The following is a 14,553-nucleotide window of genomic DNA, read 5'->3' on the forward strand; positions in this document are numbered from 1 at the left end:
TTATTTACCTCCTTGCAGTACTTGAAGGTAGATATCCTGATTACGCTCAGGGGCTGTGATATCTTTATACTTCTCATTGATTAGTTCTTTTTTGGGCAATTGCTTACTATTTTGAATCTCCAATGAAATTGCGATATCCCTTAAGTCATTGGCACTAGTTAGTCCTAGTCTTTTCATTTCTTTTACGGCATTATCGATATGAAGTGGGTATTGTTCTACAGCTTTAAGGACTACTTTTAATTGATCAATCGTGTGCCTTGGATATTGCTTATGCAAAGTCTTGATGAGCCAATTTGAATCTTCCATATCAGCTAACTTTTTCATCACCTGTTCCGCTAATTTTTCTCTTTTTGTTTGAGATCTCTGTCGATGCGTAGGGTCTGTAATGACTTTTCCTTTTTCCTTAGACAATTTATGTGTGCCAATGGGATTACCATTGGGGTGGAGGGAGATGCTTAAAGCCTCTCCAGCTAAAGATACGTAAGCAATATTTTCTCCACCATTTTGAAATGTTCCGAGCGGAACACTATACCTATTTCCTTCAAAACGGATAACATTGTCTTTATGAATCTTTCTTGTTATATTAATAGATGAGATATTTTCAAAAATATAATTTCCATTGACCTTTTGGAGATGCTGCTTTTCGAGGGCGTGCACTTCGAAAGGTCTTTTCTTTATATTATGATGGACCTTATAGTTTCCCGTTCTTTTCAACCATTTCAAGGATGATTGCTGCCACGATATTAAATCTTTGTAAATGCGGTGCTTCGCAAAATTGTTCTTCACATATTTTATGACTTGTTCAATTTTCCCTTTTGACTCCGGGTCGCTTTTCCTACACAGATATATCTTAAACCTTCTAGTTTCATGATATTTAGTAAAAGATTCCGTAAGGATTAAATCTCCGGCATTCTCACTGATTGCTAATAAACGATCTTGGTCATAAACAATTTCTTCAGTCATCCCTCCAAAATACTGAAATGCATTTTCCTGCATTTTAATTAAGTCAGCTGTACGTAGGGGGCGATCTAACCACTCTACATATTTAAATCTTGAATGCGATAATATAAATCCAGCTAAATAAAGTTTCTTTCTTTGCCCTGAATCCATGTATACAAAAGTTTCTCCAAAGTCCACTTGCATTTGTTTTCCCATTGGAAGTTCTTCAACCGTCCCATACATTCGAGCCACCGTTTCCTTCGGTATATGATATTTTTCTCTTAAGTCATTGACGTAGTTACGTACTGTATTCTCAGCCACTGACTTCACATCCAATTTGTCTTGCAGCCAATCGTAAATTTGAGAACTCGACATATCTGGATGTTCCTTTAACCAAATCATTATGTCATCCTTGTAGGGATCTAGCTTTTTTGTTCTGTTTTGTAGTGATGCAATAAATTCAGTGAACTCTTCTGGTGTCATACTTAAATACTCTATTACTCTGTTTCTAGAAATCTTTAACTTCTTTGCTATCTTACTGTTTGAGAATCCCAAATTCTTTAAACGATGTATCTCTTGGTAAACCATCCACTTTTCCACTCCCTGTTTCTCTCCCTTTCGACATACTCTACTAAAGTATACCGAAAGGTAGGTAAAATTAGTAAACTGTTTAGTCTTAATTGTAGAATACTGTTTACCCTTATTTGTGGAAAAGTGTTGAGTCTAGTTTAGCAGTTACAATTGATTCAATTAATGAATAATACGAAAGATGAGGCTGATTTAAATTTATGTATTAGAGTATTTTTAGCTGTCGGGACACATGATGACTTTAGGGATACAAATAATTTACGATTTCTTAGTGAGGGTACCGAAGAAACGATAAATACTTTTTCATCAGCAGCTAGCCTTACTTGAAGAGTGGGATGAAATTAATGATACATCTTTTATTTTAAGAGACTCTATTGACTTTTTCCTTGATTTTGAAGAACAAATTGGGGAATAAACAATCAGAAAATTACGCTATACAGTAAATAATAAAGTACGGATGGAAGAGGCTCTATGCAGGATTTTTCTGTGTAGGGTCTCTCTTTTACGTGCTCATTTTATAAAATCTTGTATCTCGGTATCATAGACATCGTATGGAAGCATTTTGTTGATAATATTAGAAATGTAAGAGATGCTGGAGGAAGCAGAGTGGATATGGTTGGAAAACTCGGTGATCTGGCCAAAAGGTGGAGGTGGTGAGGAGATGTTGAAAAAGAATAACCCTGTTATTATATTATCTAAATTCAGGCAGATTCGTTATAACAATATATGAGAATTGATTCGTTTTTTAAGTTAATAAGTATAAGAGATTGGAGTAGGTGATGCTGGTGACTTTCCCTACTCTTTTTTGGTATTCCATTGTAATCTCCAAATCTATAACGAATGATATTTTTAAAATAAAATAATCCACTTTATAGGTATCTATAATAAATTTTTAAAAAATTTAAATTATAATATTGATTTATAATTTTCAATCATTTAAAATAGTAAATGAATTACCAGATAATGATAAGTAATACCGATATACGGTAAAATGATGGTGAGAGGTGAAGGAATGAATAAACTTGAATTACCAGTAGTTGAATTTACAACGGAACAAATGGAATTCAGAAAAGAAGTTCGCACATTCTTAGAAAATGAAAGAGCCAAAGGTACTTTCGAATCAAAATGTGATTCATGGCTTAGTGGGTATGATACAGAGTTTTCTAAGAAAATTGGAAGTAAGGGCTGGATAGGAATGACTTGGCCTAGGAAATATGGTGGTTCTGAAAAAAGCGCGATTGAACGTTATATCGTCATTGAAGAATTACTTGCAATTGGTGCCCCTGTCGCAGCTCATTGGTTTGCAGACAGACAAACGGGTCCATTGTTCCTAAGGTTTGGTACAGAGAAACAAAAACAATTCTTCCTACCAAAAATAACAGAAGGCTCCTGTTATTTTTCTATAGGTTTAAGTGAACCGAATTCAGGTTCTGATTTAGCATCTATTAGCTCGAAAGCGGAGAAGACAGAAGGTGGATGGATTCTCAATGGTGCTAAGACTTGGACTAGTGGTGCACAACATTCCCATTATATGGTTGTATTATGCAGGACTTCACCAAAAGACACGAATAATAGACATGATGGAATGAGTCAGTTAATTGTGGATCTAAAAAGTCCAGGAGTTAGCATTCGACCGATTCAGTTTTTAACGGGTGAAGAGCATTTCAATGAAGTGTTCTTTGAAAACGTTTTCGTACCAGAAGGAAATCTTGTAGGAAAAGAAGGTAATGGTTGGAAACAAAGCATGGCGGAACTTGCTTATGAGCGTAGTGGACCTGAAAGGATACTAAGCACATATCCATTACTGGAAGAATTGGTAAAAATAGTAAGAGAAAATAAGGACATTCAGGGTATGAAGGAAGCTATGAAACTAGTAGCACGTTTGAATAGTTATCGACTCATGTCTATAGGAATAGCACAGTACCTAGAAGAGGGAAGAGATGTAGCAATTGCGGCTGCACTGGTTAAAGATTTAGGTACTAAATTTGAAAAAAGTATTGCTGAAACTGCAAGATTGATCATTTCAAGTACACCATCAGTTCATTCAGTGAAACAATTTGAAAAGTATTTAGCACAGTCTATTCTACATTCTCCAGGCTTTACGCTTCGTGGTGGCACAACAGAAATTCTTCGTGGAATTGTAACGAAAGGAATGATTGCAGGATGAGTGAAATGCATGAATTGATTATGGATTCAACCACCAAAATTTTTAAAGATATTTGTACAAAAGAATTGGTAGATCAAGCGGAAAAAGGGAGTTGGGCAGAAGAATTATGGAATGTTTTAGTGGATTCAGGGATAACGTCAGTTGGAGTACCTGAGTCTATAGGTGGAACTGGTGGAGATTATGTGGATGCCTTTCATATTCTTCGTCTTGCTGGGGAATTCGCAGTTCCACTCCCATTGTCCGAAACCTTAATTGTAAATTGGTTGTTAGCTGAACAAGGTGTAGGACCACAGAAGGAGCCGCTTACTTTTGGATTAGATTTAAATAGTAAGTTTAAACTTGAAAAAGAAAATGATGGGCTAATTGTTAATGGGAGCATAAATAATGTTCCATGGGCAAGGAATGCAAGTAAAGTTTTAGTACTTGGTGAATTAGATAGCCACTCTGTTCTAATGTTATTACCTTTGGATCAAGCAACTTTTATTTATGAAAAAAGTAATTTAGCTGGTGAACCAAGGGATACTGTCGTATTTAATCATACTATAATAAAAGATTTAGAAANTGTTGATAAATGGGTTTTACCAACCCCAGGTGGCCCCATCATGATTAATGTGAAATTTTCTTCTACCCATGATAGTTCTTTAAGTACATTTAACTGTTTGTCACCAATTGCCGATTGCTCTTCCAAATTAAATTGTTCTAGTGTTAATGGTTGTGGAAATTCTGCCCATTTCATTAACTTACTACGATTTTTCTCTTCACGACAAGAAAGTTCATATCCTAGTAACTGATTAATGAATTCATAGTAGGTCCACCCCTTCGATTCAGCTTCCCTAAGCATATTTGGGAGTTCCTTTGCGGTTTCTGCTAGTCTAAGCGTTCTGCACTTTTGTTGAAGTTCGTTATAAGAATCTGTCATTTTATTTACCTCCTTGCAGTACTTGAAGGTAGATATCCTGATTACGCTCAGGGGCTGTGATATCTTTATACTTCTCATTGATTAGTTCTTTTTTGGGCAATTGCTTACTATTTTGAATCTCCAATGAAATTGCGATATCCCTTAAGTCATTGGCACTAGTTAGTCCTAGTCTTTTCATTTCTTTTACGGCATTATCGATATGAAGTGGGTATTGTTCTACAGCTTTAAGGACTACTTTTAATTGATCAATCGTGTGCCTTGGATATTGCTTATGCAAAGTCTTGATGAGCCAATTTGAATCTTCCATATCAGCTAACTTTTTCATCACCTGTTCCGCTAATTTTTCTCTTTTTGTTTGAGATCTCTGTCGATGCGTAGGGTCTGTAATGACTTTTCCTTTTTCCTTAGACAATTTATGTGTGCCAATGGGATTACCATTGGGGTGGAGGGAGATGCTTAAAGCCTCTCCAGCTAAAGATACGTAAGCAATATTTTCTCCACCATTTTGAAATGTTCCGAGCGGAACACTATACCTATTTCCTTCAAAACGGATAACATTGTCTTTATGAATCTTTCTTGTTATATTAATAGATGAGATATTTTCAAAAATATAATTTCCATTGACCTTTTGGAGATGCTGCTTTTCGAGGGCGTGCACTTCGAAAGGTCTTTTCTTTATATTATGATGGACCTTATAGTTTCCCGTTCTTTTCAACCATTTCAAGGATGATTGCTGCCACGATATTAAATCTTTGTAAATGCGGTGCTTCGCAAAATTGTTCTTCACATATTTTATGACTTGTTCAATTTTCCCTTTTGACTCCGGGTCGCTTTTCCTACACAGATATATCTTAAACCTTCTAGTTTCATGATATTTAGTAAAAGATTCCGTAAGGATTAAATCTCCGGCATTCTCACTGATTGCTAATAAACGATCTTGGTCATAAACAATTTCTTCAGTCATCCCTCCAAAATACTGAAATGCATTTTCCTGCATTTTAATTAAGTCAGCTGTACGTAGGGGGCGATCTAACCACTCTACATATTTAAATCTTGAATGCGATAATATAAATCCAGCTAAATAAAGTTTCTTTCTTTGCCCTGAATCCATGTATACAAAAGTTTCTCCAAAGTCCACTTGCATTTGTTTTCCCATTGGAAGTTCTTCAACCGTCCCATACATTCGAGCCACCGTTTCCTTCGGTATATGATATTTTTCTCTTAAGTCATTGACGTAGTTACGTACTGTATTCTCAGCCACTGACTTCACATCCAATTTGTCTTGCAGCCAATCGTAAATTTGAGAACTCGACATATCTGGATGTTCCTTTAACCAAATCATTATGTCATCCTTGTAGGGATCTAGCTTTTTTGTTCTGTTTTGTAGTGATGCAATAAATTCAGTGAACTCTTCTGGTGTCATACTTAAATACTCTATTACTCTGTTTCTAGAAATCTTTAACTTCTTTGCTATCTTACTGTTTGAGAATCCCAAATTCTTTAAACGATGTATCTCTTGGTAAACCATCCACTTTTCCACTCCCTGTTTCTCTCCCTTTCGACATACTCTACTAAAGTATACCGAAAGGTAGGTAAAATTAGTAAACTGTTTAGTCTTAATTGTAGAATACTGTTTACCCTTATTTGTGGAAAAGTGTTGAGTCTAGTTTAGCAGTTACAATTGATTCAATTAATGAATAATACGAAAGATGAGGCTGATTTAAATTTATGTATTAGAGTATTTTTAGCTGTCGGGACACATGATGACTTTAGGGATACAAATAATTTACGATTTCTTAGTGAGGGTACCGAAGAAACGATAAATACTTTTTCATCAGCAGCTAGCCTTACTTGAAGAGTGGGATGAAATTAATGATACATCTTTTATTTTAAGAGACTCTATTGACTTTTTCCTTGATTTTGAAGAACAAATTGGGGAATAAACAATCAGAAAATTACGCTATACAGTAAATAATAAAGTACGGATGGAAGAGGCTCTATGCAGGATTTTTCTGTGTAGGGTCTCTCTTTTACGTGCTCATTTTATAAAATCTTGTATCTCGGTATCATAGACATCGTATGGAAGCATTTTGTTGATAATATTAGAAATGTAAGAGATGCTGGAGGAAGCAGAGTGGATATGGTTGGAAAACTCGGTGATCTGGCCAAAAGGTGGAGGTGGTGAGGAGATGTTGAAAAAGAATAACCCTGTTATTATATTATCTAAATTCAGGCAGATTCGTTATAACAATATATGAGAATTGATTCGTTTTTTAAGTTAATAAGTATAAGAGATTGGAGTAGGTGATGCTGGTGACTTTCCCTACTCTTTTTTGGTATTCCATTGTAATCTCCAAATCTATAACGAATGATATTTTTAAAATAAAATAATCCACTTTATAGGTATCTATAATAAATTTTTAAAAAATTTAAATTATAATATTGATTTATAATTTTCAATCATTTAAAATAGTAAATGAATTACCAGATAATGATAAGTAATACCGATATACGGTAAAATGATGGTGAGAGGTGAAGGAATGAATAAACTTGAATTACCAGTAGTTGAATTTACAACGGAACAAATGGAATTCAGAAAAGAAGTTCGCACATTCTTAGAAAATGAAAGAGCCAAAGGTACTTTCGAATCAAAATGTGATTCATGGCTTAGTGGGTATGATACAGAGTTTTCTAAGAAAATTGGAAGTAAGGGCTGGATAGGAATGACTTGGCCTAGGAAATATGGTGGTTCTGAAAAAAGCGCGATTGAACGTTATATCGTCATTGAAGAATTACTTGCAATTGGTGCCCCTGTCGCAGCTCATTGGTTTGCAGACAGACAAACGGGTCCATTGTTCCTAAGGTTTGGTACAGAGAAACAAAAACAATTCTTCCTACCAAAAATAACAGAAGGCTCCTGTTATTTTTCTATAGGTTTAAGTGAACCGAATTCAGGTTCTGATTTAGCATCTATTAGCTCGAAAGCGGAGAAGACAGAAGGTGGATGGATTCTCAATGGTGCTAAGACTTGGACTAGTGGTGCACAACATTCCCATTATATGGTTGTATTATGCAGGACTTCACCAAAAGACACGAATAATAGACATGATGGAATGAGTCAGTTAATTGTGGATCTAAAAAGTCCAGGAGTTAGCATTCGACCGATTCAGTTTTTAACGGGTGAAGAGCATTTCAATGAAGTGTTCTTTGAAAACGTTTTCGTACCAGAAGGAAATCTTGTAGGAAAAGAAGGTAATGGTTGGAAACAAAGCATGGCGGAACTTGCTTATGAGCGTAGTGGACCTGAAAGGATACTAAGCACATATCCATTACTGGAAGAATTGGTAAAAATAGTAAGAGAAAATAAGGACATTCAGGGTATGAAGGAAGCTATGAAACTAGTAGCACGTTTGAATAGTTATCGACTCATGTCTATAGGAATAGCACAGTACCTAGAAGAGGGAAGAGATGTAGCAATTGCGGCTGCACTGGTTAAAGATTTAGGTACTAAATTTGAAAAAAGTATTGCTGAAACTGCAAGATTGATCATTTCAAGTACACCATCAGTTCATTCAGTGAAACAATTTGAAAAGTATTTAGCACAGTCTATTCTACATTCTCCAGGCTTTACGCTTCGTGGTGGCACAACAGAAATTCTTCGTGGAATTGTAACGAAAGGAATGATTGCAGGATGAGTGAAATGCATGAATTGATTATGGATTCAACCACCAAAATTTTTAAAGATATTTGTACAAAAGAATTGGTAGATCAAGCGGAAAAAGGGAGTTGGGCAGAAGAATTATGGAATGTTTTAGTGGATTCAGGGATAACGTCAGTTGGAGTACCTGAGTCTATAGGTGGAACTGGTGGAGATTATGTGGATGCCTTTCATATTCTTCGTCTTGCTGGGGAATTCGCAGTTCCACTCCCATTGTCCGAAACCTTAATTGTAAATTGGTTGTTAGCTGAACAAGGTGTAGGACCACAGAAGGAGCCGCTTACTTTTGGATTAGATTTAAATAGTAAGTTTAAACTTGAAAAAGAAAATGATGGGCTAATTGTTAATGGGAGCATAAATAATGTTCCATGGGCAAGGAATGCAAGTAAAGTTTTAGTACTTGGTGAATTAGATAGCCACTCTGTTCTAATGTTATTACCTTTGGATCAAGCAACTTTTATTTATGAAAAAAGTAATTTAGCTGGTGAACCAAGGGATACTGTCGTATTTAATCATACTATAATAAAAGATTTAGAAACATATGTAATAGAAGAAAAGGAATTAATGGAAAAGGCTTTGGAACTAGGCGGCTTATCAAAAGCTGCGATGATGAGTGGGGCAATAAACAGGGTGCTGGATTTAAGTGTACAGTATGTCAAAGAACGTGAACAATTTGGTCGACCACTCCATCGATTACAAGCTATTCAGCAACATATTGCTGTGTTATCTGGAGAAGCTGTTGCATCATTAACAATTACAAATAAAGCGATCGATATTTATGACAAGGAACTTAACGTTAATGAAATAGCAGATGCTAAATTAAAGGTCAATGAATCAGCTGGTATTATTACAGAAATATCTCATCAAATTCATGGTGCAATCGGTGCTACTCATGAACATCAACTTCATCAATTAACAAGACGTCTTTGGGCATGGAGAGATGAATTTGGAAATGAAAATTTCTGGGCGGAGAGATTAGCTGAAAATGTTATACATTCGAATGTAGATACCTTATGGGAAATGATTACAGATCATAAAGTAAAAGAAACCATTAAATAGGAGGGATTTGTATGGAAGACTTATTATTTACAGTTGAAAATAACATAGCAAAGATTACATTAAATAGACCGGAAAGCTTAAATGCGTTTAGTGAGGAAATGATAAACAAATGGATAGAAGCTCTTGAAACGGTGAGAGACTCAGATGAGATTAGAGCAGTCATTGTTTCANCCTTATTTGTGGAAAAGTGTTGAGTCTAGTTTAGCAGTTACAATTGATTCAATTAATGAATAATACGAAAGATGAGGCTGATTTAAATTTATGTATTAGAGTATTTTTAGCTGTCGGGACACATGATGACTTTAGGGATACAAATAATTTACGATTTCTTAGTGAGGGTACCGAAGAAACGATAAATACTTTTTCATCAGCAGCTAGCCTTACTTGAAGAGTGGGATGAAATTAATGATACATCTTTTATTTTAAGAGACTCTATTGACTTTTTCCTTGATTTTGAAGAACAAATTGGGGAATAAACAATCAGAAAATTACGCTATACAGTAAATAATAAAGTACGGATGGAAGAGGCTCTATGCAGGATTTTTCTGTGTAGGGTCTCTCTTTTACGTGCTCATTTTATAAAATCTTGTATCTCGGTATCATAGACATCGTATGGAAGCATTTTGTTGATAATATTAGAAATGTAAGAGATGCTGGAGGAAGCAGAGTGGATATGGTTGGAAAACTCGGTGATCTGGCCAAAAGGTGGAGGTGGTGAGGAGATGTTGAAAAAGAATAACCCTGTTATTATATTATCTAAATTCAGGCAGATTCGTTATAACAATATATGAGAATTGATTCGTTTTTTAAGTTAATAAGTATAAGAGATTGGAGTAGGTGATGCTGGTGACTTTCCCTACTCTTTTTTGGTATTCCATTGTAATCTCCAAATCTATAACGAATGATATTTTTAAAATAAAATAATCCACTTTATAGGTATCTATAATAAATTTTTAAAAAATTTAAATTATAATATTGATTTATAATTTTCAATCATTTAAAATAGTAAATGAATTACCAGATAATGATAAGTAATACCGATATACGGTAAAATGATGGTGAGAGGTGAAGGAATGAATAAACTTGAATTACCAGTAGTTGAATTTACAACGGAACAAATGGAATTCAGAAAAGAAGTTCGCACATTCTTAGAAAATGAAAGAGCCAAAGGTACTTTCGAATCAAAATGTGATTCATGGCTTAGTGGGTATGATACAGAGTTTTCTAAGAAAATTGGAAGTAAGGGCTGGATAGGAATGACTTGGCCTAGGAAATATGGTGGTTCTGAAAAAAGCGCGATTGAACGTTATATCGTCATTGAAGAATTACTTGCAATTGGTGCCCCTGTCGCAGCTCATTGGTTTGCAGACAGACAAACGGGTCCATTGTTCCTAAGGTTTGGTACAGAGAAACAAAAACAATTCTTCCTACCAAAAATAACAGAAGGCTCCTGTTATTTTTCTATAGGTTTAAGTGAACCGAATTCAGGTTCTGATTTAGCATCTATTAGCTCGAAAGCGGAGAAGACAGAAGGTGGATGGATTCTCAATGGTGCTAAGACTTGGACTAGTGGTGCACAACATTCCCATTATATGGTTGTATTATGCAGGACTTCACCAAAAGACACGAATAATAGACATGATGGAATGAGTCAGTTAATTGTGGATCTAAAAAGTCCAGGAGTTAGCATTCGACCGATTCAGTTTTTAACGGGTGAAGAGCATTTCAATGAAGTGTTCTTTGAAAACGTTTTCGTACCAGAAGGAAATCTTGTAGGAAAAGAAGGTAATGGTTGGAAACAAAGCATGGCGGAACTTGCTTATGAGCGTAGTGGACCTGAAAGGATACTAAGCACATATCCATTACTGGAAGAATTGGTAAAAATAGTAAGAGAAAATAAGGACATTCAGGGTATGAAGGAAGCTATGAAACTAGTAGCACGTTTGAATAGTTATCGACTCATGTCTATAGGAATAGCACAGTACCTAGAAGAGGGAAGAGATGTAGCAATTGCGGCTGCACTGGTTAAAGATTTAGGTACTAAATTTGAAAAAAGTATTGCTGAAACTGCAAGATTGATCATTTCAAGTACACCATCAGTTCATTCAGTGAAACAATTTGAAAAGTATTTAGCACAGTCTATTCTACATTCTCCAGGCTTTACGCTTCGTGGTGGCACAACAGAAATTCTTCGTGGAATTGTAACGAAAGGAATGATTGCAGGATGAGTGAAATGCATGAATTGATTATGGATTCAACCACCAAAATTTTTAAAGATATTTGTACAAAAGAATTGGTAGATCAAGCGGAAAAAGGGAGTTGGGCAGAAGAATTATGGAATGTTTTAGTGGATTCAGGGATAACGTCAGTTGGAGTACCTGAGTCTATAGGTGGAACTGGTGGAGATTATGTGGATGCCTTTCATATTCTTCGTCTTGCTGGGGAATTCGCAGTTCCACTCCCATTGTCCGAAACCTTAATTGTAAATTGGTTGTTAGCTGAACAAGGTGTAGGACCACAGAAGGAGCCGCTTACTTTTGGATTAGATTTAAATAGTAAGTTTAAACTTGAAAAAGAAAATGATGGGCTAATTGTTAATGGGAGCATAAATAATGTTCCATGGGCAAGGAATGCAAGTAAAGTTTTAGTACTTGGTGAATTAGATAGCCACTCTGTTCTAATGTTATTACCTTTGGATCAAGCAACTTTTATTTATGAAAAAAGTAATTTAGCTGGTGAACCAAGGGATACTGTCGTATTTAATCATACTATAATAAAAGATTTAGAAACATATGTAATAGAAGAAAAGGAATTAATGGAAAAGGCTTTGGAACTAGGCGGCTTATCAAAAGCTGCGATGATGAGTGGGGCAATAAACAGGGTGCTGGATTTAAGTGTACAGTATGTCAAAGAACGTGAACAATTTGGTCGACCACTCCATCGATTACAAGCTATTCAGCAACATATTGCTGTGTTATCTGGAGAAGCTGTTGCATCATTAACAATTACAAATAAAGCGATCGATATTTATGACAAGGAACTTAACGTTAATGAAATAGCAGATGCTAAATTAAAGGTCAATGAATCAGCTGGTATTATTACAGAAATATCTCATCAAATTCATGGTGCAATCGGTGCTACTCATGAACATCAACTTCATCAATTAACAAGACGTCTTTGGGCATGGAGAGATGAATTTGGAAATGAAAATTTCTGGGCGGAGAGATTAGCTGAAAATGTTATACATTCGAATGTAGATACCTTATGGGAAATGATTACAGATCATAAAGTAAAAGAAACCATTAAATAGGAGGGATTTGTATGGAAGACTTATTATTTACAGTTGAAAATAACATAGCAAAGATTACATTAAATAGACCGGAAAGCTTAAATGCGTTTAGTGAGGAAATGATAAACAAATGGATAGAAGCTCTTGAAACGGTGAGAGACTCAGATGAGATTAGAGCAGTCATTGTTTCAGGAAATGGAAGAGCGTTTTGTTCTGGCGGAGATATAAAGGAAATGATTAAAGGTAACGGTTTTTATAAAAGCGAAACAGATATTTCTAGTACAGCGCTTGCAAGAAAGAATTCTTTATGGAAAAAAGTACAGCGAGTTCCTCTATTACTAGAAGAAATTGATAAGCCAGTTATTGCTAAAGTACATGGTATTGCCTTTGGTGCTGGACTTGATATGGCCCTCATGTGTGATATTCGCATTGTTGCAGAAGGCACAAAGCTATCGGAAAGCTATGTGAATGTTGGGCTTGTTCCTGGAGACGGAGCTGCTTACTTTCTCCCTAAACTAGTTGGAATGGATAAAGCACTAGATATGTTATGGACTGGAAAGGTAATAGAAGCAAAAGAGGCTAAGGAACTAGGATTAGTAACGTTTGTAGTTTCTGAAGATGAACTGGATTCATTTACAGAAGATTATGTACAAAAAATTGCAAATGGACCACAGCAGGCAATTAGATTAATTAAACGGGCTGTATATCAAAGTAGAGAGATGAGTTTACGATCTTCTCTTGATATGATTTCGTCCTCTATGGGGCTAGTGACTGAATTAGAAGATTATAAGATTGGTGTTGAGGCAGTTAAGGAGAAGCGCAAAGCCAAATTTAATTAAACCAAGAGAAGGGAGACTTCGCATGAAAAATAGATTAAAAGTAATATTCATTACATTTATTGCTATTTTACTAGTAAGCGGTTGCAGTGGGGACGGAACAGGAGCGTCCTCTGAAAAAGAACGTGGGCAAATACTATCAACTGGTACAACAACTGGTGTGTTTTATCAATTAGGAGCCTTGTTAAGTACTATGTGGACGAATGAACTGGATCAACAAGTATTATCACAAGGATCAAATGGTAGTGTCGATAACTTAAATTTAATGCGACAAGGCGAAGTGACAATGGGTTTCTCTACTGTTAATGTAATTTATGAAGCTTATAACGGAGTAGGTAGCTTTGAAGGGAATAAATATGAAGATATAAGAATTCTCGCTAACTTATATCCTAATGTAAGTCATGTAATTGCTCTAGAGAATGCTGGGATTGATTCGATTGAAGATATTAGCGGAAAATCATTTGTATTTGGTGCTCCAGGTAGTGCTACTGAAATTGAATCTGGTTTACTACTAGAATCCCATGGGGTTAATTTAGACAACGTAGATTCAAACTATGTAGGTTTTACGGAAGCGGTTGATTTATTAAGGAATAATCAAGTTGATGCAGTTAATATCTATACGGGAGTTCCGTCATCAGCAGCAACTGAATTAATTTCAACGGTAGATTCAAAGATTATTAATTTTTCTGAAGAAGGGATTAATAAGTTGACAGATGAATCGAAATATCCTTGGAATCTTAAACATGTAATAGAAGCAGGAACCTATGATAATCAAGAAAAGGATGTTGTTACTGTTGGTCAATTTGCGGGTATTGCAGTTGATGCTAACGTATCCGAAGAAGTGGTTTATGAGCTTACTAAAGCACTTTGGGAGAATGTAGATGAATTGGAAGACGGTCATGCCATTGCCCAACAGTTTGATCCTGCTCTTGCAGTAGAAGGAACTGCAGATGTACCATTACATCCTGGTGCGGAGAAATATTATAAAGAAATTGGTGTTCTTGAATAAGGTTTCAGTTAAGAATCCGGTTTAAAGGA

The 14,553-nt window shown here is 35.6% G+C and carries 11 protein-coding genes and 4 pseudogenes; 12 read left to right on the forward strand and 3 right to left on the reverse strand.

Annotation, left to right across the window (positions count from 1 at the left end):
- On the reverse strand, nucleotides 1-1,539 hold the full coding sequence (gene istA, locus CAO17_RS00680) for an IS21 family transposase (RefSeq protein WP_245831725.1): 1,539 nt from the start codon (nucleotides 1,537-1,539) through the stop codon (nucleotides 1-3).
- Nucleotides 1,540-1,680: 141 nt separating this feature from the next.
- Here istA (CAO17_RS00680) and imm47 (CAO17_RS00685) point away from each other — a divergent pair.
- The 3 genes and pseudogenes from imm47 (CAO17_RS00685) to CAO17_RS22005 all read left to right on the forward strand — a co-directional run.
- A pseudogene (gene imm47 / locus CAO17_RS00685) lies at nucleotides 1,681-1,939 on the forward strand (Imm47 family immunity protein); the annotation flags it as partial.
- Nucleotides 1,940-2,539: 600 nt separating this feature from the next.
- Entirely contained in the window at nucleotides 2,540-3,694 is a 1,155-nt protein-coding gene (locus CAO17_RS00690; RefSeq protein WP_085990946.1) for an acyl-CoA dehydrogenase family protein, read from the forward strand.
- Nucleotides 3,695-3,699: 5 nt separating this feature from the next.
- Nucleotides 3,700-3,978: pseudogene (locus CAO17_RS22005) on the forward strand (acyl-CoA dehydrogenase family protein); the annotation flags it as partial.
- Nucleotides 3,979-4,229: 251 nt separating this feature from the next.
- On the opposite strand, the gene CAO17_RS00695 reads toward CAO17_RS22005, so the two are convergent.
- Both CAO17_RS00695 and istA (CAO17_RS00700) read right to left on the reverse strand, forming a co-directional pair.
- Nucleotides 4,230-4,691, reverse strand: a complete 462-nt coding sequence (locus CAO17_RS00695) for an ATP-binding protein (protein ID WP_342744167.1) — start codon at nucleotides 4,689-4,691, stop codon at nucleotides 4,230-4,232.
- Nucleotides 4,615-6,153, reverse strand: coding sequence for an IS21 family transposase (gene istA, locus CAO17_RS00700; protein WP_245831725.1), 1,539 nt, complete (start codon nucleotides 6,151-6,153; stop codon nucleotides 4,615-4,617). The genes CAO17_RS00695 and istA (CAO17_RS00700) overlap by 77 nt, the downstream gene beginning before the upstream one ends.
- Before the next feature lie 141 nt (nucleotides 6,154-6,294).
- Here istA (CAO17_RS00700) and imm47 (CAO17_RS00705) point away from each other — a divergent pair.
- The 9 genes and pseudogenes from imm47 (CAO17_RS00705) to CAO17_RS00745 all read left to right on the forward strand — a co-directional run.
- Nucleotides 6,295-6,553, forward strand: a pseudogene (gene imm47, locus CAO17_RS00705) (Imm47 family immunity protein); the annotation flags it as partial.
- A gap of 600 nt (nucleotides 6,554-7,153) precedes the next feature.
- A complete protein-coding gene (locus tag CAO17_RS00710; RefSeq protein WP_085990946.1) occupies nucleotides 7,154-8,308 on the forward strand; it encodes an acyl-CoA dehydrogenase family protein in 1,155 nt (384 codons plus the stop codon).
- Nucleotides 8,309-8,313: 5 nt separating this feature from the next.
- The gene (locus CAO17_RS00715) at nucleotides 8,314-9,390 is read left to right on the forward strand and encodes an acyl-CoA dehydrogenase family protein (RefSeq protein WP_179151848.1); all 1,077 of its coding nucleotides are present in this window, start codon (nucleotides 8,314-8,316) and stop codon (nucleotides 9,388-9,390) included.
- Between the two features lie 11 nt (nucleotides 9,391-9,401).
- The gene (locus tag CAO17_RS00720; RefSeq protein ID WP_085990949.1) at nucleotides 9,402-9,584 is read left to right on the forward strand and encodes an enoyl-CoA hydratase-related protein; all 183 of its coding nucleotides are present in this window, start codon (nucleotides 9,402-9,404) and stop codon (nucleotides 9,582-9,584) included.
- Between the two features lie 20 nt (nucleotides 9,585-9,604).
- Nucleotides 9,605-9,863: pseudogene (imm47, locus tag CAO17_RS00725) on the forward strand (Imm47 family immunity protein); the annotation flags it as partial.
- Between the two features lie 600 nt (nucleotides 9,864-10,463).
- On the forward strand, nucleotides 10,464-11,618 hold the full coding sequence (locus CAO17_RS00730; protein ID WP_085990946.1) for an acyl-CoA dehydrogenase family protein: 1,155 nt from the start codon (nucleotides 10,464-10,466) through the stop codon (nucleotides 11,616-11,618).
- 5 nt (nucleotides 11,619-11,623) lie between these two features.
- Entirely contained in the window at nucleotides 11,624-12,700 is a 1,077-nt protein-coding gene (locus CAO17_RS00735; RefSeq protein WP_179151848.1) for an acyl-CoA dehydrogenase family protein, read from the forward strand.
- A gap of 11 nt (nucleotides 12,701-12,711) precedes the next feature.
- Nucleotides 12,712-13,518, forward strand: a complete 807-nt coding sequence (locus tag CAO17_RS00740; protein ID WP_085990950.1) for an enoyl-CoA hydratase/isomerase family protein — start codon at nucleotides 12,712-12,714, stop codon at nucleotides 13,516-13,518.
- Nucleotides 13,519-13,540: 22 nt separating this feature from the next.
- Complete coding sequence (locus CAO17_RS00745) at nucleotides 13,541-14,524, forward strand: TAXI family TRAP transporter solute-binding subunit (protein WP_085990951.1); 984 nt, start codon at nucleotides 13,541-13,543, stop codon at nucleotides 14,522-14,524.
- Nucleotides 14,525-14,553 lie beyond the last annotated feature (29 nt).

Source organism: Oceanobacillus senegalensis (assembly GCF_900176885.1).
Classification (GTDB): Bacteria; Bacillota; Bacilli; order Bacillales; family Amphibacillaceae; genus Oceanobacillus; species Oceanobacillus senegalensis.

Bases quoted from the DNA above. Each gene is read 5' to 3' on its own strand.
- CAO17_RS00715 (WP_179151848.1), top strand. From the start codon at position 8,314: ATGCATGAATTGATTATGGATTCAACCACCAAAATTTTTAAAGATATT.
- CAO17_RS00710 (WP_085990946.1), top strand. From the start codon at position 7,154: ATGAATAAACTTGAATTACCAGTAGTTGAATTTACAACGGAACAAATG.
- CAO17_RS00740 (WP_085990950.1), top strand. From the start codon at position 12,712: ATGGAAGACTTATTATTTACAGTTGAAAATAACATAGCAAAGATTACA.
- CAO17_RS00690 (WP_085990946.1), top strand. From the start codon at position 2,540: ATGAATAAACTTGAATTACCAGTAGTTGAATTTACAACGGAACAAATG.
- CAO17_RS00735 (WP_179151848.1), top strand. From the start codon at position 11,624: ATGCATGAATTGATTATGGATTCAACCACCAAAATTTTTAAAGATATT.
- CAO17_RS00730 (WP_085990946.1), top strand. From the start codon at position 10,464: ATGAATAAACTTGAATTACCAGTAGTTGAATTTACAACGGAACAAATG.
- CAO17_RS00745 (WP_085990951.1), top strand. From the start codon at position 13,541: ATGAAAAATAGATTAAAAGTAATATTCATTACATTTATTGCTATTTTA.